The organism is Pelagibius marinus (genome assembly GCF_014925385.1).
GTDB classification, from domain to species: Bacteria; Pseudomonadota; Alphaproteobacteria; order Kiloniellales; family Kiloniellaceae; genus Pelagibius; species Pelagibius marinus.
Genome location: NZ_JACSDK010000005.1, coordinates 1 through 26292, shown reverse-complemented (window position 1 = coordinate 26292; position 26292 = coordinate 1). Strand labels below are relative to the sequence as shown.

Here is a 26292-nt window from a genome sequence, read left to right as displayed (position 1 = left end):
GAAATCCATGCAGCAGAAGATCAAGCGCTTCTACAAGCAGGCCGCTGCCGCGCCGGCGGAAGGCGGCTACACCGTGGAACTGGACGGGCGGCAGGTGCGCACCCCGGCCAAGGCCCCGCTGGTGGTGCCCTCCCAGACCCTCGCCGAGGCGGTCGCCGCGGAATGGCAGAGCCAGGGCGAGGAGGTGGACCCCCGGGGGATGGCGCTCAACAGCCTGGTCTGCACGGCCATCGACATCGTCGCGCCGCACCGTCCCGCGATTGTCGCCGAGCTGGCCGACTACGGCAGCCATGACCTGCTGTGCTACTGGACCGACGAGACCGGCGAGCTGCTGCGCCGCCAGCAGCAGCTCTGGCAGCCGCTGCTGGACTGGGCGGCGGAGGAGCTGCGCGCACCGTTGAAGAAGACCTGCGGCATCACTCCGCAGGACCAGTCGCCGGACAGTCTCGCGGCCCTGAAGCTGGCGGTGGAGGAGCACAGCGATCTGGAACTGACGGGGCTGGCCGCCGCGGCGAAGGCGGCGGGCTCGCTGCTCATCGGCCTTGCCCTCTCCAAGGGCCGCATCGATGCCAGCGAGGCGGTGGCCCTGTCACAGCTCGACGAGCTCTATCAGGCGGAGCGGTGGGGGGAGGACGCCGAGGCAGTGGAGCGCCGCGCGGGCCTGGGCCGGGACCTGGAAAGCGCCGCCCGGCTACTTGAGATCATTCGCTAGCCGGTTACGGTAAGACTCTGAAAATCAGGAAAATGCCCGGGTCGCCGGCGGCTCCTGCGAGCCCCGCATCATGACCTCGGCCAGGGCGCTGTAGACCTTGGCCCAGGCCTGCTCCATCTCCGGGGTGAAGGCCTCCTTGAGGCCTTCCTTCAGGGTCCACAGCAGGGCCTTGGCGACGCTCTCGTAGTGCTTGAACTCGACCCCGTAGGTGAGGTGGCGCTGGCCCATGATCTTCAGCACCGGCACCAACTGCTCGAACCTGTCCAGGCCGGCGATGGCGGTCTTCAGCACGCTCATCAGCTTGCGGCCCTGATCGGCCATGTCGCCCTTGAACAACGCCTGGGTGCTGGGGTCGATCTCGAACAACCGCTTGTAGAACAGGCCGGCGGCGTCGTCGGCGATGGGATCGACAAGGGCGAAGCTTTCCTGCACCAGCTCTATTTCCTTGGTGGACAAGGCCGGCGGCTGGAAGGTCTCCGCCGGGCCCCCGGTTTCGGCGGGCTGGCCGGCAGCCGTCTGGTCGGCAGACGGCCGGGAAGGCGCTTCGGGGGCGGCGGCGGGCAGGCCCTTCTCCGTCAGCTCCGCCAGGCGCTCGATGCGGTGGGTCAGGCTGTCGGCGATCTCGCCGATCTCGCCCGTGGTCTTGGCGGTCTGCCCGGCGAGTTGCTTGACCTCGCCGGCCACCACCGCGAAGCCGCGGCCGGCTTCACCGGCCCGGGCGGCCTCGATGGTGGCGTTGAGGGCCAGCAGGTTGGTCTGCTTGGCGATGGCCTCGATCTGCCCGGCCATGGCGGCGACGTTCTCGACCTCGCTGCGCAGGGCCTGGATCTGCGCCGCGATGCCTTCGTCTTCAAGGCTTTCGGGGGCGGATTGCGGGGCGGCTGCGCGGGCGGGATCGGCGGGCATGGGCGGTTGTTCCTGCTTTGACCGGGAGTTCGCTGACGGATCTTGCGAGATTTCTTGAGCCTTTGTAAGGAAACGCCGTTAACGACTGGCTAATTCTAAAGGTTGCCCTGAAGGCGCCGGAGGCCGCCCGGCCGCTGGTATAGCCGGTTCGCTCATGCTATCAGCAAGCCCAACGACAGGGGCGGGGCTGAAGCCCGGCGGCGACAAAGCAGGGAAAGCGGTGCCATGCAGGACATCCTCCAACGACTTGAGGAAATGCGGGATCAGGCGGCCATCGGGGGTGGCCAGCGGCGGATCGAGGCCCAGCACGCCAAGGGCAAGCTGACCGCCCGCGAGCGCCTGCAGATCCTGCTCGACGAGGGCTCCTTCGAGGAGTGGGACATGTTCGTCGAGCACCGCTGCATCGACTTCGGCATGGAGCAGCAGAAGGTCTCGGGCGACGGCGTGGTCACCGGCCACGGCACCATCAACGGCCGCCTGGTCTTCGTCTTCAGCCAGGACTTCACCGTCTTCGGCGGCTCGCTCTCCGAGGCCCATGCCGAGAAGATCTGCAAGATCATGGACAAGGCCATCCAGGTCGGCGCCCCGGTCATCGGCCTCAACGACTCAGGCGGCGCCCGCATCCAGGAGGGCGTGGCCTCGCTGGCCGGCTACGCCGAGGTGTTCCAGCGCAACGTCCTGGCCTCCGGCGTCGTGCCCCAGATCTCCATGATCATGGGTCCCTGCGCCGGCGGCGCGGTCTATTCCCCGGCCATGACCGACTACATCTTCATGGTCAAGGACAGCTCCTACATGTTCGTGACCGGCCCGGACGTGGTGAAGACCGTGACCCACGAGACGGTGACCGCCGAGGCCCTGGGCGGGGCCATCACCCACACCACCAAGTCCGGCGTCGCCGACCTGGCCTTCGAGAACGACGTCGAGGCCCTGCTGGAGCTGCGCCGCTTCGTCGACTTCCTGCCGGCCTCCAACCGCGAGGCGCCGCCCTGGCGGCCGACCGACGATCCGGCGACCCGCGAGGACCTGTCGCTCGACACCCTGGTGCCGCCCGACGCCACCAAGCCCTACGACATGAAGGAGCTGATCGAGAAGGTGGTCGACGACGGCGACTTCTTCGAGATCCAGCCCGCCTACGCCGGCAACATCATCACCGGCTTCGGGCGCATGGAGGGCAACACCGTCGGCTTCGTCGCCAACCAGCCCATGGTCCTGGCCGGCTGCCTGGACATCGCCTCCTCCATCAAGGCGGCGCGCTTCGTGCGCTTCTGTGACTGCTTCAACATCCCCATCGTCACCTTCGTCGACGTGCCGGGCTTCCTGCCGGGGACCTCGCAGGAGTTCAACGGCATCATCAAGCACGGCGCCAAGCTGCTCTTCGCCTACGCCGAGGCGACGGTGCCGAAGGTCACGGTGATCACCCGCAAGGCCTACGGCGGGGCCTACGACGTCATGGCCTCCAAGCACCTGCGAGGCGACGTGAACTACGCCTGGCCGACGGCGGAGATCGCGGTCATGGGCCCCAAGGGGGCGGTGGAGATCATCTTCCGCGGCGACATCGGCGACGCGGAGAAGATCGCCGCGCGCACCGAGGAGTACCGCCAGAAGTTCGCCAACCCCTTCGTCGCCGCCTCGCGCGGTTTCATCGACGACGTGATCAAGCCGCACGGCACCCGCCGCCGGGTCTGCAAGGCGCTCAACATGCTGCGCGACAAGCAGCTGGAGAACCCCTGGAAGAAGCACGACAACCTGCCGCTCTAGGGGCCCCCATGCTGAAGCTCTACGACGATCCCGATTCAGGCAACGGCTACAAGGTGCTGTTGACGCTGGCGCTTCTGGACATTCCTTACGATCTGGTCGAGGTGAACGCCATCCAGGGCGAGACGCGCAAGGAAGCCTTCCTGGCGAAGAACCCCAACGGGCGCATTCCCCTCCTGGAATTGGACGACGGGACGCTGCTGCCGGAATCCAATGCCATCATGTTCTATCTGGCCGAAGGCACGCCCTACCTGCCGGACGACCGGCTGGGCCGGGCCCGCGCGCTGCAGTGGATGTTCTTCGAGCAGTACAGCCACGAGCCCTACATCGCCGTGCTGCGGTACTGGACGCGCCACACCGACAAGACGCGCGAGAGCGAGCCGCAGTGGGCCGAGCGCGAGCAGCGGGGCTACGACGCCCTTGGGGTCATGGAGAAGACGCTGGCGGGTCAGGACTGGCTGCTGGGCGCACAGCCCTCGATCGCCGATATCTCGCTTTACGCCTATACCCACGTGGCCGACCAGGGCGGCTTCGATCTCTCCGCCTATCCGGCGCTGCGCGCCTGGATCGAGCGCTTTCCGGGGCTGCCGGGCTACGTGCCCTTCGCCGGCCGCCTGAAGGCACACGATGACCGCAAGGCGTGACGGGGATAGTGTGGTGAGTGCTTGCCGGCCAGCGGTAGGGGTGGCCTAAACGAACAAGGCTTAGAAACAAGGCTTTAGGGACGGATGTTCAAGAAAATCCTCATCGCGAACCGGGGCGAGATCGCCTGCCGCATCATCAAGACCTGCAAGCGCCTGGGCATCCAGACGGTGGCGGTCTACTCCGACGCCGACGCCGCGGCGCTGCACGTGCAGCAGGCCGACGAGGCGGTGGCCATCGGCCCGGCCGCGGCGGCCGAGAGCTACCTGGTGATGGACAAGATCATCGCCGCGGCCAAAGAGACCGGCGCCGAGGCGATCCATCCCGGCTTCGGCTTCCTGTCGGAGAACGCCAGGTTCGTCGAGGCGCTGGACGCCGCCGGTCTGGTCTTCATCGGCCCGCCGGTGAAGGCCATCGGCGCCATGGGCGACAAGATCACCTCCAAGAAGCTGGCCGCCGAGGCCAAGGTCTCCACCGTGCCCGGCCACCCCGACGCCATCGACGACGAGGCGGAGGCGGTGAAAGTCGCCGGCGAGATCGGCTACCCGGTGATGATCAAGGCCTCCGCCGGCGGCGGCGGCAAGGGCATGAGGATCGCCCGCAGCGAGGCCGAGGTGAAGGACGGCCTGCGCTCGGCGCGCAACGAGGCGCGCTCCAGCTTCGGCGACGAGCGGGTCTTCATCGAGAAGTTCATCGAGGAGCCGCGCCACATCGAGATCCAGGTGCTGGCCGACACCCACGGCAATACGCTCTATCTGCACGAGCGCGAATGCTCGATCCAGCGCCGCCACCAGAAGGTGGTGGAGGAGGCGCCGTCGCCCTTCCTGGACGCCGAGACGCGCGCGGCCATGGGCGCCCAGGCCGTCGCCCTGGCCGAGGCTGTGGACTACGTCTCGGCCGGCACCGTGGAGTTCATCGTCGACAAGGACAAGAACTTCTACTTCCTGGAGATGAACACGCGCATCCAGGTCGAGCATCCGGTGACCGAGATGATCACCGGCCTCGACCTCATCGAATGGATGATCCGCATCGCCGCCGGCGAGAAGCTGAGCTTCGGGCAGAAGGACGTGAAGCTCGACGGCTGGGCCGTCGAGACCCGCGTCTACGCCGAGGACCCCCTGCGCGACTTCATGCCGTCGATCGGCCGCCTGGTGCGCTACCGCACGCCGGGCAGCCCGGAGGACGCCTCCGCCACGGTGCGCATCGACAGCGGCGTCGAGGAGGGCTCGGAGATCTCCATGTTCTACGACCCCATGATCGCCAAGCTGGTGACCCACGCCCCGGACCGGGAGAAAGCCATCGCTGCCATGCAGGCGGCGCTCGACGCCTACTGCATCCGCGGCATCAACCACAACATCGCCTTCCTGAACGCGGTCATGGCCAACCCGCGCTTCCGCGAGGGCAACATGTCGACCAACTTCATCGCCGAGGAGTTCCCCGACGGCTTCCAAGGCTCCGAGGTGACCGGGGAGACACTGGACATCCTCATCGCAGTGGCGGCCATCCTGGAGCAGCAGCGCTCCGCCCGCGCGGCGTTGATTTCCGGCCAGATGGACGGCGGCGTGGTTTTCGACCCGACCAAGCCGGCGGACTGGGTGGTCATGCTGGCGGGCCAGGAGGCGCACCCGCGAACGGTCACGCCGGAGGATGGCGCCTTCCGCGTCACCGGCGGGGCGAAGGGCCTGCTGATCGAGACCAGCGCGCAGCTGGGCGACATCGTGCTGCCCTGCTTCATCGACAGCCGCCCGGTCACGGTGCAGGTCGACCGCCGCGGCCCGGCGCTGCGCCTCGGCTATAACGGGGCGGACATCGAGGCCCTGGTACTGACCCCGCTGGCCGCCAAGCTGGCCCAGCGCATGCCGGTGAAGGAGCCGCCCGATCTCTCGCGCTTCCTGCTGTCGCCCATGCCGGGCCTGCTGATGTCGCTGAAGGTCGAGGAGGGCCAGGCGGTCAAGGCCGGCGAGGAACTGGCGGTGGTCGAGGCCATGAAGATGGAGAACGTACTGCGCGCCGAGCGCGACGGCACGGTCGTGAAGGTCCACGCCGGGCCGGGCGAGAGCCTGGCCGTCGACCAGGCGATCCTGGAGTTCGAATAAGGGCCAGAACAGCGGCCGTTCAACATGCCGGAGGAGTAGCGATGACCGAAGCTTACGATTGGTATCGCATGCCTCATCGGGTCAGCATCCGGTGTCCCAATTGCGGCTCGCCGGCCGAGTACGAGTTCGCTGCGGTCGCCAGGATTAAGCGGAAAGCGGACATAGAATATTTCCAGAAAAGCGGCTCCTTCGAATACCACCTCTTTGAAGACAGCAGTGGCAGTCGTTGGCATGGCGCCGTGTTCTATCACGGCCTCGGCGGGATTACCTTGGGCGAGGTCAGCGATCTGCCCGAAGGATGCCGGGCGGAAGATTGGCACCACAGCCATGGGCTCAGCGCCGGATCTGTGACGTGTCACGCCTGCGGCTGTCGCAGGATGCACACCCTCAAGTGGCCAGACGAGGCCTACTTTCAGATCGACTACAAGGGCAAGGTGCTGTGGGCCTTTGACCGGGAGTCGGCGACGGTGCTGCTGGACTATGTGCGCTCGGAAACCCGACAGCGCGACGGCAAATGGAAGGCTTTTCTCCTCCACATTCCCAGCCACTTTCTGAAGAAGAAGGGCAGAGAGGAGATTTCAAAGAAGTTGGGCAAATTGCTCCTGTCTGCCTGCTAGAAGGTCGGTGTGGTCGGCTTTTCAGTGGCTCAATAAGTACTCCACTGTCGTCCCGGGGCTTGACCCCGGGACCCAATGGCGTTGGCGTGAGGCAATGGCCTACTACGTTTATATCCTTGCCAGCCGTAAGCACGGAACACTGTACATCGGCGTCACCAACGACGTTGTCCGCCGGGTCTGGGAGCATCGGCAGGGGCGCGGTTCGAAGTTTGTTCAGAGATACCGTGTCACACATCTGGTATTTGTCGAGGCTCACGAGGAGATCGAGCAGGCAATCCAGCGCGAGAAGACCCTGAAAGAGTGGCAACGGGCCTGGAAGATCCAATTGATCAAGCGCGACAATCCGGAGTGGGAAGACCTCTACGACCGTTTGAACGGCTAGGTCAATGGGTCCCGGGATCAAGTCCCGGGACGACAACGGTGGCTGTGGCGGGGGTAGAGCTCTGCTACAAGTCCAACCATGGAACACCTCGAACGACCGTCCGGGGAGGTCTGGGACGAGCGGCGCCTCTGGTTCGAGGAGACCCAGGCGCGCCATGCCCGCGCCGGCGCCGCGGCCCCCAGCGAGCAGGCCTGCGCCCTGATGATCGACCTGCAGTCGGTGTTCTGCGCCGGCGCCTGGGCGGCCACGGTGATGCTGGCCTGCGCCGTTACCGAGGCCCAAGGCGGGTCCAAGAGGGAGACCCTGCCGGGCGTTGCCGACCGCGACTATCGCTGGCTGCGCGCCCTGCGCAACCGCCTCAGCCATGAGAACCGCAACGACCCGGAGTTGACGGTAGAGGACCAGTGGCTGCGCCGCGACCTCTGGGAGGAGCGTGCGCGCCGCGCGGTGGTCATCGCCTTTTCCGCGCTCTATCCTGCCGCCGGCGAGAGGGCGTCGGAGGCCGGAGATAAGGCATGAGCATGACCGTGCGGGTCGTCGTCTCGGGGCGGGTCCAGGGCGTGTGGTACCGCGCCTGGACCGAGCAGCAGGCGCGGGCGCTGGGCCTCGACGGCTGGGTGCGCAACCGCCGCGACGGCACCGTCGAGGCAGTGCTGGCGGGCGAGGCCGAGGTCGTCGAGAACATGATCCAGGCGCTCTGGGAGGGCCCGCCACTGGCCCAGGTGACCGCCATCGACCGCTTCGAGCACGGCGCGCCTGTTGAACCTGGTTTCGGCGTGAAACCAACGGCTTAATGGATTGTCTTGATGCAAAAAACGATCTCGAGTTGGCCCTATATTTCGACAATCCTAGAATTATCGTTGCATATCTGAGCGCGGAGGCGTAGGCTTGCCGCCATGAATCTGAACCAAGCAGCCCGCTGCCTCGAAAAGCTCGGCAACCCGACCCGCCTGGAGGTCTTCCGCCTGCTGGTGCGGGCGGGCCACGAGGGCCTGTCGGTGGGGGAGATCCAGGACCACCTGGGCATCCCGGCCTCGACCCTGTCGCACCACATCGGCCACCTGGTGAACGCCGGCCTGGTGGCGCAGCAGCGCGAGGGGCGCCAGCTCATCTGCAAGCCGGACTTCGCCCTGATGGACGGGCTGATCGACTTCCTGACCGCGGAGTGCTGCATGCTGACCGGCAAGCCCGAGACGCAGCGTGACGCCGGGTAGCGGCCCCTTTTTTTGACCCATTAGTTCGATAATCCTAGAATAATAGAATCAAGCGAGATCCCGAAGATGACCGTTCTGACGACTGCCGCGACCTCCGCCGGAAGTTTCCTGCGATCCGTCGATCGCGTCTGGCTGACCCTCGGCCTGCTGTTCGCCGGGCTCGCCCTCGCGGTGCCCGCCCAGGCGGGCGACAGCCTGGTCTTCACCCTCGACGCCTTCCTGCGGCTGCTGCCCTTCCTGGCGCTGTCGGTGATCCTGGCGGCCTGGCTGAAGGCGGCCGGGGCGGACAGCCTGGTGGCCGGGATGGTCGACCGGGCGCCGCTGTCGGCGCTGGTGATCGCCGCGGCGGCCGGCGCGCTCTCGCCCTTCTGCTCCTGCGGCGTGGTGCCGCTCATGGCCGCCCTGCTGGCGGCCGGGGTGCCGCTGGCGCCGGTGCTGGCCTTCTGCGTCGCCTCGCCGCTGATGGACCCGGAGCAGTTCGTGCTCATGGCCGCGACCCTGGGGCTGCCCTTCACCCTCGCCAAGACCCTGGCGGCGATCGGCCTCGGCCTGCTGGCCGGCGGGGCGACCCTGGCCCTGCAGCGCGCCGGCTGGTTCGGCCAGCCGCTGCGCGCCGGCGTCGGCGGCTGCGGCGGCTGCCGCCCCAAGGTCGAGGCCGTGCCCCTGCGCTGGGCCTTTTGGCATGAGGCGGAGCGGCGCCAGGCTTTCGCCGGCGAAGCCCGTTCGACGGCCTTCTTCCTCTCCAAGTGGCTGCTGCTCGCCTTCGCCATCGAGAGCCTCATGTCGGCTTGGCTGCCCGCCGAAGTCGTCGCCGGCGCGCTGGGCGGCGAGTCCTGGCAGGCGATCCCCCTGGCCGTCGCCGTCGGCGTGCCGGCCTACCTGAACGGCTTCGCCGCCATTCCGCTGGTCGGCGAGCTGATGGACCTCGGCATGGCCCCGGGCGCCGCCCTGGCCTTCCTCATCGCCGGCGGCGTCACCAGCCTGCCGGCGGCCATGGCCGTCCATGCGCTGGTGCGCCGGTCGGTGTTCTTCTGGTATCTGGCAGTGGCCCTGACCGGGTCTCTGCTGGCGGGCTTTACGCTTCAGGCGGTCCTGGCGCTGGCCGGCTGATCCTCTGGCGCTTCTTCAGCCTCCAGCCACTCGGTGGCGCCGAAGACGCCGGGGAAGCTGGCGCGCAGGGCGGCGTCGAGGTCGGCCAGACCGACCGGCAGGCCCAGGTCGACCAGCGAGGTGACGCCGTGCTCGCTGATGCCGCAGGGGACGATGCCGCTGAAGTGCTCCAGCTCCGGCTCCACGTTGATGGCGATGCCGTGGTAGGTGACCCAGCGCCGCACGCGCACGCCGATGGCGGCGATCTTGTCCTCGCGGGCGCCCAGCAGCGGATCTTTTCTTTCCACCCAGATACCGACCCGGCCGTCGCGCCGCTCCCCTGTGACGGCGAAGCTCGCCAGCGCCCTGATGATCCATTCCTCCAGGTCCTGGACGAAGCGGCGCACGTCGGGGCCGCGGCGCTTCAGGTCCAGCATCACGTAGACGACCCGCTGGCCGGGGCCGTGGTAGGTGAACTCGCCGCCGCGCCCGCTGCGGTAGACCGGGAAGCGGTCGGGCTGCAGCAGGTCCGCCTGGTCGGCGGAGGTGCCGGCGGTATAGAGCGAGGGATGCTCGACCAGCCACACCAGTTCCGGCGCCTCGCCGGCGCGGATCGCCGCCACCCGCGCCTCCATCGCCGCAACCGCGGCGGGATAGGGGGTGAGGCCCGCTTCGATCCGCCATTCGACGGGCTGGGCTTCCTGAAGGGCTGCGTGCGGCTCCATGACCAGGGAAGATAGCTCCTATACCGAAGATTGCTATCTCTTTCATTTGCTTAGGCACTTGCGCTGGGGCACGGTGCGGGTCATTTTCTGAGCGCCGCCGGGCATCGGCAGCTTCTCCGGCCGAAGCCGGATTATGGGTAGGGACAAGAAGAAAGAGTGACGAGGGACGGGATGGCAAAGGATCTTCGCGAGGCCGCCCTGGCGTATCACCGCCTGCCGAAACCCGGCAAGCTGGAGATCAGCGCCACCAAGCCGTTGGCCAACCAGCGCGATCTGGCTTTGGCCTATTCGCCCGGCGTGGCGGCGGCCTGTGACGCCATCGCGGCCGATCCGGCCGAGGCCTCCACGCTGACGGCGCGCGGCAACCTGGTCGCCGTGGTCACCAACGGCACGGCGGTTCTGGGCCTGGGCGCCATCGGCCCCCTGGCCGCCAAGCCGGTCATGGAAGGCAAGGCTGTCCTCTTCAAGAAATTCGCCGGGGTCGACGTCTTCGATATCGAGCTCGACGCCAAAAGCTCCGAGCACCTGATCGAGGTGGTGGCGGCGCTGGAGCCGACCTTCGGCGGCATCAACCTGGAAGACATCAAGGCGCCGGAGTGCTTCGAGATCGAGGCCGCGCTGCGTGAGCGCATGAACATCCCGGTGTTCCACGACGACCAGCACGGCACGGCGATCATCGTCGGCGCGGCGATCTACAACGGCCTGCGTCTGGTCGGCAAGGAGATCGGCGACGTCAAGCTGGTGACCTCCGGGGCCGGCGCGGCGGCGCTGGCTTGCCTCGACCTGCTGGTCTCCCTCGGCGTCAAGCAGGAGAACATCTGGGTCACCGACATCGCCGGCGTGGTCTACGAGGGCCGCGAGGAGCTGATGGACCGCTGGAAGGCACGCTATGCGCAGCCGACCGACAAGCGCAAGCTGGCCGAGGTGATCGAGGGCGCCGACGTTTTCCTGGGGCTCTCGGCGCCGGGCGTGCTGAAGCCGGAGATGGTGCAGGCGATGTCCGACCAACCGATCATCATGGCGCTGGCCAACCCGGTGCCGGAGATCATGCCCGAGGACGCCAAGGAAGCGCGCGCCGACGCCATCATCGCCTCCGGCCGCTCCGACTACCCCAACCAGGTGAACAACGTCCTCTGCTTCCCCTACATCTTCCGCGGCGCGCTGGACTGCGGCGCCACGGCGATCAACGAGGAGATGAAGCTGGCCTGCCTGAAGGCCATCGCCGACCTGGCGATGAAGGAGCAGAGCGATGTGGTGCAAAAGGCCATGGGCGGGGAGGGCCGCAGCTTCGGTCCGGACTATCTGATCCCCAGCCCCTTCGATCCGCGCCTGGTGCTCGAGATCGCGCCGGCCGTCGCCAAGGCGGCCATGGACAGCGGCGTCGCCACGCGCCCGATTGAGGATTTCGAGGCCTACCGCAACGACCTGCAGCGCTTCGTGTTCCGCTCCGGCCTGATCATGAAGCCGTTGTTCCAGCGAGCCAAGGAAGACCCCAAGCGGGTGATCTACGCCGAGGGTGAGGACGAAAGGGTGCTGCGCGCCGTTCAGGTGGTGGTCGACGAAGGTCTGGCCAAACCGATTCTGGTGGGCCGTCCCGAGGTGGTGGCGACACGGGTGGAGCGCCTCGGCCTGCGCATCCGGCCGGGCGAGGATGTGCCGCTCATCAATCCGCAGGATGACCCGCGCTTCCGCACCTACTGGCAGACCTACCATGAGCTGATGCAGCGCAACGGCGTGGCGCCCGAGGCGGCGCGGGAGATCGTGCGCACGCGCGGCACCGTGATCGCCGCCCTGGCGGTGCACCTGGGCGACGCCGACGCGATGATCTGCGGCACGACCGGCCGCTACAAGCGCCATCTCGACCACGTCACCGACGTGGTCGGCAAGGCGGAGGGCATCCTCGACTGCTCGGCGATCAGCCTGGTGATCCTGCCGACCGGCTCGTTCTTCATCGTCGACACCTATGTGACGCCGGACCCGACCGCCGACGAGATCGCCGAGATGACGCTGCTGGCCGCCAGGCACGTGCGGCGCTTCGGCCTGCAGCCGAAGGTAGCCCTGCTGTCGCACTCCAACTTCGGCTCGGCGCTGACGCCCTCGGCGCGCAAGATGCGCGAGGCCCTGGCCATACTGCACCGGCGCGCGCCCGACCTGGAGGTCGAGGGCGAGATGCACGCCGACGCGGCGCTGAACGAGACGATCCGCGAGAACATCTTCCCGAACTCCAAGCTGAAGGGAACGGCCAACCTGCTGGTCATGCCGACACTGGATGCGGCGAACATTTCCTTCAATCTGGTGAAGGCGCTGGGCGAGGGGCTGTCGGTCGGGCCGATCCTGCTGGGCATGGCGGCGCCGGCGCATATCCTGACGCCTTCCGTTACCGCCCGTGGTATCGTGAACATGAGCGCCGTCGCCGTAGCCGACGCGCAGGATCGCGCCATCGAAGACTGATCCCCGAGGGGCCTCGCCCCGAAGGCTAGCAAGGAAAAGCGTCAGGCCATGTCTCAGACCCCGCCCGAGCGAGACGACGCAGACGCCTGGTTGCCCGAGGTGCAGCCGGAGACCTACGGCATCTCTCCCGAGCTTGTGCGCTCGGTGGCCGAGGCCCTGGAAGAGGGCAAGACGGCGGAGGCCCGTGACCTCACCGCCGAGCTGCACGAAGCAGACCTCGCCGACCTGCTGGAGAACCTGGACCGCGACGAGCGCCCGCAACTCATCGAGGCGCTGGGTGGCGACTTCGACCTGGAGGTTCTGACTTACCTCGATGACTCGGTGCGCGAGGAAGTCGTCGAGGCGCTGGAGCCGAAGCACATCGCCTCCTCGCTGTCGGACCTGAACAGTGACGACGCCGTCGACATCATCGAGGACCTGGACGAAGAGGCGCAGCAGCGCGTCCTGGCCGCCCTGCCGCATGCCGAGCGGGTGGTGCTGGAGGAGAGCCTCAGCTTCCCTGAAGATTCCGCCGGCCGTATCATGCAGCGAGAGCTGCTGGCGGTGCCGTCAAGCTGGACGGTGGGCGAGACCATCGACTACATGCGCGCCTCCAAGGACCTGCCTGACGACTTCTACGACCTCTACATCGTCGACCCCAAGCACCAGCCCATCGGCTACGTGCCGTTGAGCCGGGCGATGCGCACCCGGCGCCCGGTGCTGCTGACCGACATCATGAACGAGGACATGCGCACCATCCCGATCCAAATGGACCAGGAAGAGGTGGCCTACCTGTTCCGCCAGTACGGCCTGGTCTCGGCCCCGGTCGTCGACGACGCCGGGCGGCTGGTCGGCGTGGTCACCGTGGACGACGTGGTCCACATCATCGACGAAGAGGCCGAGGAAGACCTGCTGAAACTGGCCGGCGTGCAGGAGACCGACCTCTACAGCGCCGTGCTGGACACCACCAAGGCCCGCTTCACCTGGCTGCTGGTCAACCTCTTCACGGCCGTTGCCGCCTCGGTGGTCATTGCCCTCTTTGAAGACACGCTGCAGCGCATCGTCGCCCTGGCGGTGCTCATGCCCATCGTCGCCTCCATGGGCGGCAATGCCGGCACCCAGACCCTGACGGTGGCGGTGCGCGCCATCGCCATGCGCGACCTCAGTTCCGGCAACGCCTTGCGTTTCGTCGGCAAGGAGCTGCTGGTCGGCCTGGCCAATGGGCTGATGTTCGCGGTGGTGGCCGGCGGGGTCGCCTGGGCCTGGTTCGACACCCCCGCGATCGGTTTCATTATCGCCGCGGCCATGGTGATCAATCTGGTGGTGGCGGCGCTGTCGGGCGCCCTGGTGCCGCTGGGGCTGGAAAAGGTGGGGGTCGATCCCGCCGTGGCCTCCAGCGTGGTGCTGACCACGGTGACCGACATCATCGGTTTCTTCGCCTTCTTGGGCCTGGCGACCGTCTTCCTGCTGTGATTGAGGGCCGGGCCACAAGCGGACCGGGGCGGGCGGATCAGTTGTTCTTGAAGCGCCCGATGTTCTTGGTGCCCGTGGTCTTCGGGTCGTAGGGGTCCGGGTTCACGGTCTCGACCTGCTTTTCCAGCTCTTCCAGTTCGCCGGATTCCTTCAGGGCTTCGCGCTCCAGGCGCATCTCGCGCTCGACGGCGGACTCGCAGGCCGCCGTCAGGCCGGCGAGGGCCAGCACTGTCGCGACGAGAATCAGCCGGCTATTCTTGGCGTCAAACATGCTCACTTCCTTGGCGCAGACATTCCCGGCGGGGCGCCCCCCGCCGACGCCGGGCAATATGGCGCGTTCCAGGGGGGCTGTGCAAGTCACGAGGCGGCGATATGCTGGCGCCCTTGTTCCTATTTCCGCTAGAGAGCTCCCGAGATGCCGGTTTTCCAAGCCCCTGACTTCCAGGCTCAGGACCCCGAATTCGCGCGGCGGGTCCGCGACAGCTTCGACCGCCAGACGATCATGGGCCTGATCGGCGCCCGCATGACGCGGGTCGAGCCCGGCGAGGCCGAGATCGAGCTGCCCTATCGCGCGGACCTCTGCCAGCAGCACGGCTTCTTTCACGCCGGGGTCACCAGCACCATCGCCGACTCCGCCGGCGGCTACGCGGCCTTCAGCCTTTTCCCCGCCGATGCCTCGGTGCTGACGGTGGAATTCAAGATCAACCTGCTGGCCCCGGCCGATGGCGAGCTGCTGCGCGCCGTGGGCCGCGTGGTGAAGCCGGGGCGCACCCTGACGGTGACGGAAGCCGAAGTCCTGGTGGTCAAGGACGGCCGGGAGAAGACCTGCGCGCGCATGGCCCAGACGTTGATGTGCCTGGCCGGCCGCCCGGACATGCCCCAGGCGGGCTAGGCCGGCGCGGCGGCGGCCCTGGCACTGCGGTAATAGTCGAAGCCGTACCAGTCGGCGAGGTCCTTCAACTCGTCTGCCGTCAGATGGTCTTTGCCGTTTCGCCCGTCGAGCAACTCGAAAAGCTGCTCCTTGTCTTCCTTTGGCAGCGAGGCGATGTCGGTTTTTATTGAATTCGTCGAGAGATCGGCCTCGTCCGCCATGAGGCCAAGAGAACCAAGCTCATGTTCCAGCATGTAGTTGACGACCGCGGGCCATTTCTCGGCCAGCACCAGGAATCGCGCCAGGCGGTCCACCGAGGTCTTTCCGGGGCGCACCGCTTCGGTCAGGTAGGACTGCAGACGAAAGCCGTTGATAAAACGCTTCAGGCGGCGTGGATTGTTGAAGTGACCGCTGCCGTAGTGCTTGGCGGTTGAGATCACCACTTCGGAATCACTGGGCGGCTCGCGCTCCTCGGGTGCATCCATGCCCAGGCCCTTGCGCACCCGGGCGGCCAGGTTGGGCGGGCGATCCCCGCCGCTTTGCTCTCTCGGAGGCGTGCTCTCGGAGGCCCGATCCCCCGGAGGCTCGGACGTCGCCATGGCCGCCGTAACGAGATTCTCCATCTGGCCCTTGTCGTGCGCGGGCAGGGTGAGCCGCGCCTGGATGATCTTCTCCAGGAACTTGTAGCCGACGCTGTGTTCCATCTGGGCCGCGCTCCCGGCCGACTGCGCCAGTTCGGCGCGTTCCGTCTCGATGGCATTGGCGACGATGTGCATGTCCATGCCCATGACGAAGACGCAGGTATGCGAGACTTCCGCGAGTTGCAGAGCTTCGATGATCTCGCCGAGCACGCGGCCCTTGCAGCGGTCGAGGTCGTCGATGAAGACAACGACTTTGAGGTCCTCCGGCACCGCCTTGGCGAGGCGCTGCATTTCGTCCTCGAATTGGGAAAGCGTGCCGATCTTGTCCTTGAAATCTGTCTTCTCGACGTACTCCAAGAGGTTCAGCCCCAGCTTCTTGGCGAAGGTCACGTAGCCGTAGATCAGGGCCAGCAGGGCGAAGGGCCCGATCAGCAGGTAGCCCCAGCCGGTCGCAAGCGAAGCGGAGAGGGCCTTGTAGGCGGCGCTGAGAAAGGAGTTGCCTTGTGACGACCAGGCGGTGAACTCCGTCCACTTCATGGTGAAGGCGATGCCGATGACCAGGATGAGGAAGGCGGCCGCGACCAGGAGGCGGAGCACGAAAGCGAGGTCCGCGTGGCGATGCCATTTCTGCTTGAAGCGACCCCACTTGAACTGCCGGCTTTGCTCGGGCGTCAGGTTGTCCTGCAGGCAGCGGGTAACGTTGGCGACGAAGGCGGCCCAGACCTGGGCCGGCTCGCTGTATTTCCAGGGGTTGAACCAGGTTGTGCCGATGCGTGTCTTCGTTCCTTCGGCCTCGCTCTTCAGCTGCTTTTCCAGCAGTTTCATGAAGGATGTCTTGCCCTGGCCCCAGCGCGCGTTGATGGCGACGGCCAGGGGCGGGCGCGTCTGCTTGGCGAGAATGAACTCGGCGACGGCTTCGACGTAGGGACGGAAGCCGAGACGGTCCTGGCTGATGTCCTCGATGGCGCTGTCGCTCAACGCGACCGGTTGGGCGGAGACGTCTTCATCGGCGGGCGCTGGCGTGGGGGTCGGTTCCGGCTCGTCGACTCTTGCCTGCTGCGCGAAGGAACCCGGCGGCGCCTTGTCGAAGCCGGAGCTCGGGGCTTCGCTCCCTACCTCGACTCGCTCGGCGGAGAGACCTTCGCTGTAAGCCTCTTCCATGGCCCGTAGCGTCTGCGGTCCCCAGACGCCGTCCGGGGTGACGGACTTGTCGTTGCTGAGCAGCCATTTTTGGAGGTCTTCGACTCCAGGCTGCGTGCCCGTCCTGTTGAGGTCGAAGCCAAAGGACTTCGTTGCCCAGTCCAGCGCGTCCGATCCGTGAAGCGGATGCTGAGCCGTGTTCGTGCCGGAGCCGGCATCGCTTGACGTCGCGGTTGCAGAAAGGTCTTCGTCTAGCGGTTTGGCCATCTTTCCCTCCCCAGGGCGATGATGCTTCGCCCGCACCTTGCAAGACAGCTGTGATTTTTCGGCTGCAAGTATAGCCTCCTTCGCGGGCCAGGGGTACGGACTGCTTCCTTTGCGCCACGGCGCTACTCCGGATGCTCCCGCTCCACCGCTGGTCACATGGGGCGTTTTGCCTCTGGCAGGTCTGCGCCCGGCGGCCTAGAGTGCGGCGCAAAGGAAGACCAAGGGAGAGTCGTCAGGACATGAGCCTCAACCAGATGCCCAGTCTGAACTTCGACCTGGGCGAGACCGCCGACATGCTGCGCGACTCGGTGATGAGCTTCGCCTCGGAGGAGATCGCGCCGCTCGCCGAAGAGATCGACCGCACGGATGCTTTCCCGCGCCAGCTCTGGCCGAAGATGGGCGCGCTGGGTCTGCACGGCCTGACCGTGGAGGAGGACTACGGCGGCGCCGGCATGGGTTATCTGGAACACTGCGTGGCCATGGAGGAGGTGAGCCGCGCCTCGGCCAGCATCGGGCTCAGCTACGGCGCGCATTCCAATCTCTGTGTCAACCAGATCCGCCGCAACGGCAGTGACGAGCAGAAGCGCCGCTACCTGCCGGGGCTGATTTCCGGCGAGCAGGTCGGTGCCCTGGCGATGAGCGAGCCGGGCGCCGGCTCCGACGTGGTCGGCATGCGCACCCGCGCCGACAAGAAGGGCGACCGCTTTGTCTTGAACGGTTCCAAGATGTGGATCACCAACTGCACGGAGGCCGACACCCTGGTGGTCTATGCCAAGACCGATCCGGAGGCCGGGTCGCGCGGCATCACCGCCTTCATCGTCGAGAAGGACTTCAAGGGATTCTCCGTCGCCCAGAAGCTGGACAAGCTGGGCATGCGCGGCTCGCCCACCGGCGAGCTGGTCTTCGAGGACTGCGAGGTGCCGGAGGAAAACCTGCTCGGTGAGTTGAACAGAGGCATCAAGGTGCTGATGTCCGGCCTCGACTACGAGCGCCTGGTGCTGGCCGCCGGTCCGCTGGGCATCATGCAGGCCTGCATGGACCTGGCGGTGCCCTATATCCACGAGCGCAAACAATTCGGCCAGCCGATCGGCGAGTTCCAGCTCATCCAGGGCAAGATCGCCGACATGTACACGACGATGAACGCCTGCAAGGCCTACGTCTACGCCGTGGCCAAGGCCTGTGATCGCGGCGAGACGACGCGCAAGGACGCGGCCGGAGCGATCCTCTACGCCGCGGAGAAGGCGACCTGGATGGCGCTGGAAACCATCCAGACCCTGGGCGGCAACGGCTACATCAACGAGTACCCCGCCGGGCGCCTGCTGCGCGACGCGAAGCTGTACGAGATCGGCGCCGGCACCAGCGAGATCCGCCGCATGCTGATCGGCCGCGAGCTGTTCAACGAAACAAAGTAGCGGCGCAAGACTTGCGGTTCATTATTGTTCCCGCCGGCCGGGAGGCCAGGGGATTGAGCCTGCAAGCGGAGTCCCCGCCGACTACCCGCCCTTGTCGCGTATTACGTAGAGATTTCAGTCTGTTGCAGAGAGGCGCCCTGGGGTGTTGTCTCGGCGGGTCAAGTGATGTTCTCTATGCCGCAAAGGTACGGCCCAAGGGAGAGCGGATGGCCTTGCAGATGAAACCCGCCTGCGAGCGATGCGAGATCGGTCTCGCCCTGGACGGGGAAGCTTGGATCTGCAGTTTCGAATGTACCTTCTGCGCAACCTGCGCCGAGGCGATGGCGCGCCGCTGTCCCAACTGCGGCGGCGAACTGGTCGCCCGGCCGCGGCGCGCGGCGCCGCCCGCTGTCGCCTGAGGTCGATATCCAGGGTCCGTCGCGCCACTTCGGACTCTTCTTTGGCCGCCGCTGATGCTCCGGCAAGGCGGCGGTGCCTGTTAGGGAGAAAGTATTGCCGACAGTTCTGATTACCGGCGCCAACCGCGGCATCGGGTTTGAGTTTGTGAAGACATTTGCGGCGGACGGCTGGCGCGTCCACGCCTGCGCGCGCAACGCCGAAAAATCGAAAAAATTGCGCGCCCTTGATGGCAATGTGATCTGCCACAAGCTGGATGTCACCAACGGGCTGAAGGTGGCCAGCCTGGCGCGCGAGCTGGCGGAGCAGCCGATCGACCTGCTGATCAACAACGCCGGCGTCTATGGTCCGCGCACCGGTTTCGGTGAAACCGACTACGAAGAATGGCTGAACGTCCTGCAGGTGAACACCCTGGCGCCGCTGCGCATGGTGGAACGTTTCGTCGGCCTGCTCGAACAGGGCGAAGGCAAGACCGTCGTCAACATCTCCAGCGTCATGGGCTCGATCGGCAACAACAGTTCCGGCGGCTCCTACATCTACCGCAGCTCCAAAGCTGCGCTGAACATGGTCACCAAGACGCTGTCGAACGACCTGGGCGAACGCGGCTTCACGGTCGTCTCCTTCCACCCCGGCTGGGTGCAGACCGACATGGGCGGCGAGGGCGCCGACATCGCGCCGGTGGAGGCGGTCGCCGGCATGCGGAAGGTCATCGCCGGCCTTTCCACTGCCGACAACGGCAAGTTCTACAACTATGACGGCACCGCGTTGCCGTGGTAGAAGGCCATCGCATCGAGGCAAGAAAGCAAACAAAGAGGAGACGGCGCGATGAGCCGGTTTCATTTGGCGCAGATCAATGTGGCGCGGGCGCTGGCGCCGCTGGACGACCCCAGGCTCGCGGGCTTCGTCGAGCGTCTCGACGACATCAACGCCCTTGCCGACGGCAGCCCGGGTTTCGTCTGGCGCCTGCAGAGCGACAGCGGCAACGCCACTGACATCCAGGTCTCCGACGATCCGAAGCTGATCGTCAACATGTCGGTCTGGGAAGACCTCGAAGCGCTCTTCGCCTATGTCTACCGTTCCGACCATCTGCAGGTCATGGCGCAGCGCCGCCAGTGGTTCGAGAAGCCGACCGGCGCCTTCATGGCGTTGTGGTGGCTGCCTGCCGGCGAACTGCCGAGCGCGGCGGAGGGAATGCGCCGCCTGGCGATCCTGGACCACAAGGGGCCGACGTCGGAAGCCTTCACCTTCAAAGCTCCCTTCGACGCGGCGGGACAGCCGATCGACCGAGGCGCCCTGGTGCGCCAGGTGGAGCCCTGCGCCTGAAGCGGGGAAGGGCCGAGCCATGCTGCTGACCGAAGAACAGAGCCTGATCCGCGAGACCGCCCGCCAGTTTGCGCAGGAACAGCTGGCGCCCAAGGCGGCGGAGTGGGACCGTGAGTCGCGCTTTCCCAAGGAAGCCGTCGCGGCCATGGGCGAGCTCGGTTTCCTCGGCATGCTGGTGGCGCCTGAATTCGACGGCGCCGGCGCGGACCACGTGTCCTATGCGCTGTCCTTGATCGAGGTGGCGGCGGGTGACGGCGCCTGCTCGACCATCATGTCGGTGCACAACTCCGTCGGCTGCATGCCGGTCCAGAAGTTCGGCTCGGCGGAACAGAAGGAGCGCTTCCTGAAGCCCATGGCGCGCGGCGAGATGCTGGGCGCCTTCTGCCTGACCGAGCCGCAGGCCGGATCCGACGCCGCCGCGATCAAGACGCGGGCCGAACGCGACGGTAATCACTATGTGCTGAACGGGGTGAAGCAGTTCATCACCTCCGGCCAGAACGGCGACGTCGCCATCGTCTTCGCGGTGACCGACCCCGACAAGGGCAAGCACGGCATCAGCGCCTTCATCGTGCCGACGGATACGCCCGGCTATCGCGTCGCCTCGGTGGAGAAGAAACTCGGCCAGCGCTCGTCCGACACCTGCCAGATCGTTTTCGATGACCTGCGCCTGACCCCGGACCTGCTGCTGGGCGAGGAGGGGCAGGGTTACAAGATCGCGCTCTCCAACCTGGAAGGCGGGCGCATCGGCATCGCAGCGCAGTCGGTGGGCATGGCGCGCGCCGCCTTCGAAGCGGCGCTGGCCTATGCGCGCGAGCGCCGGAGCTTCGGCAAGCCGATCCTCGAGCACCAGGCCGTCGCCTTCCGCCTCGCCGACATGGCGACGCAGATTCAAGGCGCCGAGCTGATGGTCCTGCACGCGGCCGCGCTGCGGGATGCCGGCAGGCCCTGCCTCAAGGAAGCGGCCATGGCCAAGCTTCAGGCTTCCGAGATGGCGGAGAAGGTCTGTTCCGACGCCATCCAGATCCACGGCGGCTACGGCTATCTGAGCGACTTCCCGGTGGAGCGCATCTACCGCGATGTCCGCGTCTGCCAGATCTACGAAGGCACCTCCGACATTCAGCGTCTCGTCATCGCCCGGCAGATCACTGCCGACTGAAGCGGGCGATCAGCAGAAGCGGTCAACGCGAATTGTATTCTTGAGATTGACGCGCTGCGTGTGTTCTGCTTCGTTTTCCGCAGTTGGAGGGAGCGATGCTGAGCCTGTTCTCGGGAAATCAAAACGAGATCGTCGGCGCGCGCGACACTGTGGTGTCGGCGGCGACAGCCGCTGTTGATTTCAAGATTCAGCCGGTCCTCGACCGCTTCGACGCGGAACAGCGGTTGGGGCCGATCGAGTCCCGGCGCGTGTGGCGGGAACTTGCCCGCTTTCTCATGATGGTGGCGCACAGCGGGCGTGGCGACTACGGGATGTACGGCCCGGTCGACGAACTGTGGCACCACTTCGTGCTCCACACCCAGCTTTATCAGGATTTCTGCGAACGGCATGCCGGCAAGTTCCTGCATCACCATCCGGGGCGGACACGGCAGGGCGCGGGTTGGCGGGCCCGCTATTTGCAGTTTCTCATCGACTACAAGGTGGTCTTCGGCGAAGCGCCGCCGGACGATCTCTGGCCTTTGCCGCAGGTGTCGAAAGTCAAGCTGCCTTCCTCGGCGGCCGACCTCAAGGCGCGCCACGTCAAGTCCATGGCGCGGCTGGAGGCCGGGCAGTCGATGAGCCGAAGTGCGGCGGCCCTGGGGGGCGGTTGCAGCTCGGTCGGCTGCGGCGGCGGTGCCTGTAACGGCTCCAATGACGGCGGCGGAGGTGGTGATGGCGGTGGCGGCGACGGGGGAGGTTGTGGCGGCGGTTGCAGCGGTTGATAGTGCACAGCCGATTTGTCCGCCTTTCATTTCAAGCTGACCTGACAACGAGGCTCGGATTCGCATGAGCGCTGCCATCGATTTCTATTTCGACTTCTCCAGTCCCTACGGCTATCTCGCCGCCGAGCAGATCGAGGACCTGGCCGCCAAGCATGGCCGCGAGGTGGCTTGGCGGCCGATCCTGCTGGGCGCGGTCTTCCCCCAGACAGGCAGCCAGCCGTTGCTGAACATCCCGCTGAAGGGCGACTACGCGCGGCGCGACATGGAGCGCTCGGCCCGTCTGCTGGGCATTTCCTTTCAGGTGCCGGAAAAGTTTCCCTTCATGTCGGTGGCCGCCTGCCGGGCCTTCTATTGGTTGCAGGACCAGGACCAGGACCCGGAGAAGGCGGTGGCCCTGGCCAAGGCGCTCTACCGGGAGGCCTTCGCCGAAGGGCGGGCGGTCGATTCCGCCGCTTCGGTGGTGGCGCTGGCCGGTTCCCTGGGCGTTGATGGCGAAAAACTCACCGCCGCACTCAACGACTCGGCGGTAAAAGAGCGCCTGAGGAAAGAAGTAGACGCCGCCATCTCCAAAGGCGTTTTCGGGTCCCCCCTAATCGTCGTTGATGGCGAGCCGTTCTGGGGGCATGACCGACTGGAACAGGTTGATTTGTGGTTGCAAAGAGGCGGCTGGTAGCCGTTTTAGGTGAGCCAAGGTTCCGGCAAAGCCTTGCGGGGACGTGAAAAAATGTCCACAGCGCCCGTTCGATTTGATAGATAGTGACGTGGACAGCGGCCCCAAGCAGGTCGGACTATTTCCGGTGAAAATGACGCCATGAGCGAAGGCCCCTTTGATAAGGACGCCAAGGACAGCCAGAACCTAGCCGTTCTTTTTGCCGACATCGACGGCAGCACCAAGCTGTACGAGGTTCACGGCGACGAGACGGCGCACCGGCTGACCGCCGAGTGCCTGACGGTTCTCGATGCCCAGGCCGGCCTTGCCGGCGGGCGGACGGTGAAGACCTCCGGCGACGGGGTGATGTGCGTCTTCGCCACCCCGGACGAGGCCTTCCGTGCCGCAACCCTGATGCGAGACGCGCAGAAGCGCACCGAGGTCTCGATCCATGCCGGGTTCCACTTCGGGCCGGTCATCGAGCACGCCGGCGACTTCTACGGCGATACCGTCAACGTTGCCGCCCGCGTCACCGACCTGGCCAAGGCCGGCGAGATCCTGGTTACCGAGGACACGGTGGTTCGCCTCTCGCCGGCGCTGCGCGCGGCGACGCGCTGGCTGGACAAGGCCTCGATGAAGGGCAAGAAGGAGCCGGTCGGCGTCTACATGATCATTTCCGAGGACGAGAACGTCACCGTGATCCGCTCTCCGCTGGTGTCGGCGGAAAGCGAGGTGCTGCGCCTCGACCTGCGCTATCGCGACAAGAGCTTCACCCTGGAAGAGCCGATGCCCGAGTTCGTGATCGGGCGCCAGGACATCTGCGACCTGGTGACCGAGAGCACCTACGCCTCGCGGCGTCACGCCACCATTCAGGCGGTTCGCGGCAAGGTCTTCCTGAAGGACCACAGCACCAACGGCACCTATGTCCGCAATGCGGAGGGAGAGGTGGTCTTTGTGAAGCGCGAAATGGTGCAGCTCATCGGCAAGGGGACCATCTTTCTCGGTCGCGAGCCGGAGCTTGCAGAGGAAGACGGCATAGCCTTCAAGTTGCCGTAGACGTGTTGATTGTGTCGCTTCCCGGGGTTCAGGCCCGGCGGGCAGCGATGTGGAGAAGGGCGAAGGCCGCCGGCGGCGACGCAAAGAATCGCCGCGGCCGAAGAAGTGAAGCGGGGAGCTGATGCTGCAAAACGGCAATGGCCAGGAAAATGCCGATTCGGCAGCGGCCTCGAATGCTGCCGCGACCCTTGGCTTGCAGAGCAATGTCGGACGGGTCCGCCGCCACAACGAGGACAGCTTCGCCGCGCGCGAGGACCTCGGCCTCTGGATCGTCGCCGACGGCATGGGCGGCGCCGCCGCGGGCGAGGTGGCCAGTGCCATCGTCGTCGAAGTGGTCCCCCGCGCCGTCGAACAGGGCGCCGATCTGCCGCAGGCAATTGCCGAGGCGAACCGCTCTATCCTGGACGCCGCCGCCTCCGGGCGCGGCAAGCCGGGCATGGGCTCGACGGTGGTCGCCGCGCAGTTCAACGGGCGCGACTACACCATTGCCTGGGTCGGCGACGCCCGGGCCTATGTCTGGGGGGATGGGCTGCGACGCGTCTCGCGCGATCACTCCCGGATCCAGGAACTGCTGGATGCGGGCATGATCGACGAGAGTGAGGCACGCAACCATCCCCATCGCAGTGTCATCACCCGGGTCCTGGGCGGCCCGGACGGCACCGCCGCCGACTCCGAGCAGGTCTCCGGCTCCCTCGAACCGGGCCAGGGCCTGCTGCTGTGCAGTGACGGCCTGACCTCCGAGGTCTGCGACGAGGAGATCGCCGAGGTTCTGTCCGGCCATCTGAGCACGAACGACCCGGGGAACGGCCAGGGCCAGGCGGCCGTCGATCAGCTGGTTTCGCTGGCCCTGGAGCACGGCGGGAACGACAATGTGACCGTGGTCCTGGTCGGGTTCCCCCGGGCCGGAGGCGGGCATTGACCAGGTCGGTTGCCGGGGGCTCCATCGGCCCTGGCGGCAGGCCGTGGCAAGTGGCGCTGGCCGGGGGGCGGGCGAAGGTGATAAAGACTGCTCCAGGGGCGATTTCCCGCGCCCGGGAGGCGCGAGTTGACGAGGCGACGGAAAGCGATCCGCGCCGTGTAGGACAGCAAAGATGAGTGATGAGCCAAACAGCCGTGGCGGATCGACCAGCCGGTTCGGGTCTGGCTCGACGGGCGACAACGGTCAGGGCGGCATCTTCGAGCCCGGCAGTCTGATCAGCTTCACCTACGAGGTCGAATCGCTGCTGGCCCGCGGCGGCATGGGCGAGGTCTACCGCACCCGCCATACCGAGATCGGCACCGAACACGCCATCAAGATCGTCCGGCCGGACTTGGCCAACAACGACAAGATCATGGAGCTGTTCCGCCGCGAGGCTTCGGTTCTGCGCACCGTGCGCGACGACGCCATCGTCGGCTACGACGGCGTGCTGCGCGACGAGGAAGGCCGGGTCTACCTGGTCATGGAGTACGTCGACGGGCCGTCGCTTACTACCTTCATCGAGGACCGGGTGCTGACCCTGGAGGAGGTGCGCCATCTGCGTGACCGCCTGGCGCGCGGCCTGGCCGCCGCCCACGACAAGGGCGTCATCCACCGCGACATGTCGCCGGACAACATCATCCTCGGCAACGGCGATCTGGCGCAGGCCAAGATCATCGACTTCGGCATCGCCAAGCTGGCCGACTCTTCGGCCACCACCATCATCGGCGACGACTTCGCCGGGCGCTACGCTTATGCCTCGCCGGAGCAGATCGGCCTCTACGGCGGCCAGGTCGATGCGCGTTCGGACATCTACAGCCTGGGGCTGGTGCTGGCCACCTCTGCCACCGGCAAGGCCCTCAACATGGGCGAGATCAGCGAATCCCTGGTTTCGGTCATCGAGGCGCGCAAGCGCATTCCGGACTTCAGTTCGGTGCCGGAGGAACTGCGCCCCGAACTCGGCTCCATGCTGGAACCGGATCCCGCCGACCGCCCGCAGTCGATGCGCGACGTGGTCGGTCTGGACCAGAAGCTGCGCGGGGCGGGGGAAGGGGAGCCCCGGGAGCGAAAACCCGCCGAAGCGGAGAAGCCCGCCGCGGCGGCGGCGCCGGCGCCCGCCGCAGCGCCGCAGCCGTCGCTGGCCGCCGAGCCGGCGTCGCGCCCCGCGGCGGCGTCGCAGGGTAAGAAGACCTGGCTGGTGCCGGCGATGGCCGCGGGCATTGCGGTGATCGCGGCCGGCGGCTATTTCGCCTGGCACCAGAGCGGTCAAGCGCCGCAGGCGCCGGTGGCCCAGGCGCCGTCGCCTGCGCCGGCGAAGCCGGCCGCGGAGGCGGTCCCCCAGGCTGCGGAATCCGAGCCCACGGCGGTTGCCGAGGCGCCGGCCCCGGCAGAGGAACTGGCCAGCGGCGAGGTCGCCCCGGCCTCCGGCCCGGCCCCGGCAGAAGAGCAGGTGCCGGAACAGCAGGTGTCGCAACAGCAGGCGGTCGAAGAGGCGAAGGCCGCCGAGGAAGCGCGCCTGGCCGCCGAAGCCAAGGCCGCCGAAGAGGAACGGCTGGCCGCCGAGGCCAAGGCCGCTGAGGAGGCCAAGGGTGCCGAGGAAGCGCGCCTGGCCGCCGGAGCCGGG

Annotated in this window: 27 protein-coding genes and 1 pseudogene; 23 read left to right on the top strand and 5 right to left on the bottom strand. The window is 66.8% G+C overall.

Annotated features, from left to right (window positions below):
* Positions 1 to 7 precede the first annotated feature (7 nt).
* The gene (locus H7X47_RS07745; protein ID WP_227010300.1) at positions 8 to 712 is read left to right on the top strand and encodes an ATP12 family chaperone protein; all 705 of its coding nucleotides are present in this window, start codon (positions 8 to 10) and stop codon (positions 710 to 712) included.
* Between the two features lie 24 nt (positions 713 to 736).
* Here H7X47_RS07745 and H7X47_RS26450 read toward each other — a convergent pair whose 3' ends face one another.
* Entirely contained in the window at positions 737 to 1276 is a 540-nt protein-coding gene (locus H7X47_RS26450) for a globin family protein (RefSeq protein ID WP_437126569.1), read from the bottom strand.
* 63 nt (positions 1277 to 1339) lie between these two features.
* Positions 1340 to 1618, bottom strand: a pseudogene (locus H7X47_RS26445) (methyl-accepting chemotaxis protein); the annotation flags it as partial.
* Between the two features lie 225 nt (positions 1619 to 1843).
* Here H7X47_RS26445 and H7X47_RS07730 point away from each other — a divergent pair.
* The 9 genes from H7X47_RS07730 (at position 1844) to H7X47_RS07690 (ending at position 9434) form a co-directional block, all read left to right on the top strand.
* Complete coding sequence (locus H7X47_RS07730; RefSeq protein ID WP_193368085.1) at positions 1844 to 3376, top strand: acyl-CoA carboxylase subunit beta; 1533 nt, start codon at positions 1844 to 1846, stop codon at positions 3374 to 3376.
* Positions 3377 to 3384: 8 nt separating this feature from the next.
* The gene (locus H7X47_RS07725) at positions 3385 to 4017 is read left to right on the top strand and encodes a glutathione S-transferase family protein (RefSeq protein WP_193368084.1); all 633 of its coding nucleotides are present in this window, start codon (positions 3385 to 3387) and stop codon (positions 4015 to 4017) included.
* Between the two features lie 84 nt (positions 4018 to 4101).
* Positions 4102 to 6111 (top strand): acetyl-CoA carboxylase biotin carboxylase subunit, encoded by a 2010-nt coding sequence (locus tag H7X47_RS07720; protein ID WP_193368083.1) that lies wholly within the window; start codon positions 4102 to 4104, stop codon positions 6109 to 6111.
* A gap of 41 nt (positions 6112 to 6152) precedes the next feature.
* On the top strand, positions 6153 to 6728 hold the full coding sequence (locus H7X47_RS07715) for a sarcosine oxidase subunit delta (protein WP_193368082.1): 576 nt from the start codon (positions 6153 to 6155) through the stop codon (positions 6726 to 6728).
* Positions 6729 to 6822: 94 nt separating this feature from the next.
* On the top strand, positions 6823 to 7110 hold the full coding sequence (locus H7X47_RS07710; protein WP_193368081.1) for a GIY-YIG nuclease family protein: 288 nt from the start codon (positions 6823 to 6825) through the stop codon (positions 7108 to 7110).
* 78 nt (positions 7111 to 7188) lie between these two features.
* Positions 7189 to 7629: a hypothetical protein gene (locus tag H7X47_RS07705; RefSeq protein WP_193368080.1), complete on the top strand. Its 441-nt coding sequence runs from the start codon at positions 7189 to 7191 to the stop codon at positions 7627 to 7629.
* A complete protein-coding gene (locus H7X47_RS07700; RefSeq protein WP_193368079.1) occupies positions 7626 to 7904 on the top strand; it encodes an acylphosphatase in 279 nt (92 codons plus the stop codon). Before H7X47_RS07705 ends, H7X47_RS07700 begins: the two co-directional genes overlap by 4 nt.
* A gap of 102 nt (positions 7905 to 8006) precedes the next feature.
* Positions 8007 to 8324 carry an ArsR/SmtB family transcription factor gene (locus tag H7X47_RS07695; RefSeq protein WP_193368078.1) on the top strand — a complete coding sequence of 106 codons (318 nt, stop codon included), beginning with the start codon at positions 8007 to 8009 and terminating at the stop codon, positions 8322 to 8324.
* A 66-nt stretch (positions 8325 to 8390) separates the two neighbouring features.
* Positions 8391 to 9434 carry a permease gene (locus H7X47_RS07690; RefSeq protein WP_227010299.1) on the top strand — a complete coding sequence of 348 codons (1044 nt, stop codon included), beginning with the start codon at positions 8391 to 8393 and terminating at the stop codon, positions 9432 to 9434.
* On the opposite strand, the gene lipB is transcribed toward H7X47_RS07690, so the two are convergent.
* A complete protein-coding gene (gene lipB, locus H7X47_RS07685; RefSeq protein WP_193368077.1) occupies positions 9407 to 10138 on the bottom strand; it encodes a lipoyl(octanoyl) transferase LipB in 732 nt (243 codons plus the stop codon). The genes H7X47_RS07690 and lipB overlap by 28 nt on opposite strands.
* A 171-nt stretch (positions 10139 to 10309) precedes the next feature.
* Between lipB and H7X47_RS07680 the strand changes: the two genes are divergently transcribed.
* Positions 10310 to 12589 (top strand): NADP-dependent malic enzyme, encoded by a 2280-nt coding sequence (locus H7X47_RS07680; protein WP_193368076.1) that lies wholly within the window; start codon positions 10310 to 10312, stop codon positions 12587 to 12589.
* Positions 12590 to 12637: 48 nt separating this feature from the next.
* The gene (gene mgtE, locus H7X47_RS07675; protein ID WP_193368075.1) at positions 12638 to 14041 is read left to right on the top strand and encodes a magnesium transporter; all 1404 of its coding nucleotides are present in this window, start codon (positions 12638 to 12640) and stop codon (positions 14039 to 14041) included.
* A 37-nt stretch (positions 14042 to 14078) separates the two neighbouring features.
* Here the strand turns inward: mgtE and H7X47_RS07670 are convergent, their stop codons facing one another.
* Entirely contained in the window at positions 14079 to 14312 is a 234-nt protein-coding gene (locus H7X47_RS07670; RefSeq protein ID WP_193368074.1) for a hypothetical protein, read from the bottom strand.
* Between the two features lie 144 nt (positions 14313 to 14456).
* Here H7X47_RS07670 and H7X47_RS07665 point away from each other — a divergent pair, with 144 nt between their 5' ends.
* On the top strand, positions 14457 to 14933 hold the full coding sequence (locus tag H7X47_RS07665; protein WP_193368073.1) for a PaaI family thioesterase: 477 nt from the start codon (positions 14457 to 14459) through the stop codon (positions 14931 to 14933).
* On the opposite strand, the gene H7X47_RS07660 is transcribed toward H7X47_RS07665, so the two are convergent.
* Positions 14930 to 16960: a KAP family P-loop NTPase fold protein gene (locus H7X47_RS07660; protein WP_193368072.1), complete on the bottom strand. Its 2031-nt coding sequence runs from the start codon at positions 16958 to 16960 to the stop codon at positions 14930 to 14932. The two genes, H7X47_RS07665 and H7X47_RS07660, sit on opposite strands and share 4 nt — an antisense overlap.
* Before the next feature lie 239 nt (positions 16961 to 17199).
* On the opposite strand from H7X47_RS07660, the gene H7X47_RS07655 reads away from it, so the two are divergent.
* The 10 genes from H7X47_RS07655 to H7X47_RS07610 all read left to right on the top strand — a co-directional run.
* Positions 17200 to 18372 carry an isovaleryl-CoA dehydrogenase gene (locus H7X47_RS07655; RefSeq protein ID WP_193368071.1) on the top strand — a complete coding sequence of 391 codons (1173 nt, stop codon included), beginning with the start codon at positions 17200 to 17202 and terminating at the stop codon, positions 18370 to 18372.
* Positions 18373 to 18578: 206 nt separating this feature from the next.
* Positions 18579 to 18770: a DUF1272 domain-containing protein gene (locus H7X47_RS07650; protein ID WP_193368070.1), complete on the top strand. Its 192-nt coding sequence runs from the start codon at positions 18579 to 18581 to the stop codon at positions 18768 to 18770.
* 94 nt (positions 18771 to 18864) lie between these two features.
* Complete coding sequence (locus H7X47_RS07645; protein ID WP_193368069.1) at positions 18865 to 19545, top strand: SDR family oxidoreductase; 681 nt, start codon at positions 18865 to 18867, stop codon at positions 19543 to 19545.
* A 48-nt stretch (positions 19546 to 19593) separates the two neighbouring features.
* Positions 19594 to 20091: a DUF3291 domain-containing protein gene (locus tag H7X47_RS07640; protein WP_193368068.1), complete on the top strand. Its 498-nt coding sequence runs from the start codon at positions 19594 to 19596 to the stop codon at positions 20089 to 20091.
* Positions 20092 to 20110: 19 nt separating this feature from the next.
* On the top strand, positions 20111 to 21247 hold the full coding sequence (locus tag H7X47_RS07635; protein WP_193368067.1) for an acyl-CoA dehydrogenase family protein: 1137 nt from the start codon (positions 20111 to 20113) through the stop codon (positions 21245 to 21247).
* Positions 21248 to 21342: 95 nt separating this feature from the next.
* The gene (locus tag H7X47_RS07630) at positions 21343 to 22008 is read left to right on the top strand and encodes a glycine-rich domain-containing protein (RefSeq protein WP_193368066.1); all 666 of its coding nucleotides are present in this window, start codon (positions 21343 to 21345) and stop codon (positions 22006 to 22008) included.
* A gap of 64 nt (positions 22009 to 22072) precedes the next feature.
* On the top strand, positions 22073 to 22681 hold the full coding sequence (locus H7X47_RS07625) for a 2-hydroxychromene-2-carboxylate isomerase (RefSeq protein ID WP_193368065.1): 609 nt from the start codon (positions 22073 to 22075) through the stop codon (positions 22679 to 22681).
* A gap of 138 nt (positions 22682 to 22819) precedes the next feature.
* Positions 22820 to 23713, top strand: coding sequence for an adenylate/guanylate cyclase domain-containing protein (locus H7X47_RS07620; protein WP_193368064.1), 894 nt, complete (start codon positions 22820 to 22822; stop codon positions 23711 to 23713).
* Positions 23714 to 23906: 193 nt separating this feature from the next.
* A complete protein-coding gene (locus H7X47_RS07615; RefSeq protein ID WP_227010298.1) occupies positions 23907 to 24632 on the top strand; it encodes a PP2C family protein-serine/threonine phosphatase in 726 nt (241 codons plus the stop codon).
* A gap of 172 nt (positions 24633 to 24804) precedes the next feature.
* A partial coding sequence (locus H7X47_RS07610; RefSeq protein WP_193368062.1) for a serine/threonine-protein kinase occupies positions 24805 to 26292 on the top strand: 1488 nt, incomplete at its 3' end.

Excerpts from the sequence above, each read along its gene's own strand:
- H7X47_RS07745 (WP_227010300.1), top strand. The coding sequence starts at position 8 with ATGCAGCAGAAGATCAAGCGCTTCTACAAGCAGGCCGCTGCCGCGCCG.
- H7X47_RS07620 (WP_193368064.1), top strand. The coding sequence starts at position 22,820 with ATGAGCGAAGGCCCCTTTGATAAGGACGCCAAGGACAGCCAGAACCTA.
- H7X47_RS07650 (WP_193368070.1), top strand. The coding sequence starts at position 18,579 with ATGGCCTTGCAGATGAAACCCGCCTGCGAGCGATGCGAGATCGGTCTC.
- H7X47_RS07670 (WP_193368074.1), bottom strand. The coding sequence starts at position 14,312 with ATGTTTGACGCCAAGAATAGCCGGCTGATTCTCGTCGCGACAGTGCTG.
- H7X47_RS07640 (WP_193368068.1), top strand. The coding sequence starts at position 19,594 with ATGAGCCGGTTTCATTTGGCGCAGATCAATGTGGCGCGGGCGCTGGCG.
- H7X47_RS07695 (WP_193368078.1), top strand. The coding sequence starts at position 8,007 with ATGAATCTGAACCAAGCAGCCCGCTGCCTCGAAAAGCTCGGCAACCCG.
- H7X47_RS07705 (WP_193368080.1), top strand. The coding sequence starts at position 7,189 with ATGGAACACCTCGAACGACCGTCCGGGGAGGTCTGGGACGAGCGGCGC.
- H7X47_RS07690 (WP_227010299.1), top strand. The coding sequence starts at position 8,391 with ATGACCGTTCTGACGACTGCCGCGACCTCCGCCGGAAGTTTCCTGCGA.
- H7X47_RS07635 (WP_193368067.1), top strand. The coding sequence starts at position 20,111 with ATGCTGCTGACCGAAGAACAGAGCCTGATCCGCGAGACCGCCCGCCAG.
- H7X47_RS07660 (WP_193368072.1), bottom strand. The coding sequence starts at position 16,960 with ATGGCCAAACCGCTAGACGAAGACCTTTCTGCAACCGCGACGTCAAGC.
- H7X47_RS07680 (WP_193368076.1), top strand. The coding sequence starts at position 10,310 with ATGGCAAAGGATCTTCGCGAGGCCGCCCTGGCGTATCACCGCCTGCCG.
- H7X47_RS07720 (WP_193368083.1), top strand. The coding sequence starts at position 4,102 with ATGTTCAAGAAAATCCTCATCGCGAACCGGGGCGAGATCGCCTGCCGC.
- H7X47_RS07630 (WP_193368066.1), top strand. The coding sequence starts at position 21,343 with ATGCTGAGCCTGTTCTCGGGAAATCAAAACGAGATCGTCGGCGCGCGC.
- lipB (WP_193368077.1), bottom strand. The coding sequence starts at position 10,138 with ATGGAGCCGCACGCAGCCCTTCAGGAAGCCCAGCCCGTCGAATGGCGG.
- H7X47_RS07725 (WP_193368084.1), top strand. The coding sequence starts at position 3,385 with ATGCTGAAGCTCTACGACGATCCCGATTCAGGCAACGGCTACAAGGTG.
- H7X47_RS07700 (WP_193368079.1), top strand. The coding sequence starts at position 7,626 with ATGAGCATGACCGTGCGGGTCGTCGTCTCGGGGCGGGTCCAGGGCGTG.
- mgtE (WP_193368075.1), top strand. The coding sequence starts at position 12,638 with ATGTCTCAGACCCCGCCCGAGCGAGACGACGCAGACGCCTGGTTGCCC.
- H7X47_RS07730 (WP_193368085.1), top strand. The coding sequence starts at position 1,844 with ATGCAGGACATCCTCCAACGACTTGAGGAAATGCGGGATCAGGCGGCC.
- H7X47_RS07665 (WP_193368073.1), top strand. The coding sequence starts at position 14,457 with ATGCCGGTTTTCCAAGCCCCTGACTTCCAGGCTCAGGACCCCGAATTC.
- H7X47_RS07625 (WP_193368065.1), top strand. The coding sequence starts at position 22,073 with ATGAGCGCTGCCATCGATTTCTATTTCGACTTCTCCAGTCCCTACGGC.
- H7X47_RS07710 (WP_193368081.1), top strand. The coding sequence starts at position 6,823 with ATGGCCTACTACGTTTATATCCTTGCCAGCCGTAAGCACGGAACACTG.
- H7X47_RS07715 (WP_193368082.1), top strand. The coding sequence starts at position 6,153 with ATGACCGAAGCTTACGATTGGTATCGCATGCCTCATCGGGTCAGCATC.
- H7X47_RS07655 (WP_193368071.1), top strand. The coding sequence starts at position 17,200 with ATGAGCCTCAACCAGATGCCCAGTCTGAACTTCGACCTGGGCGAGACC.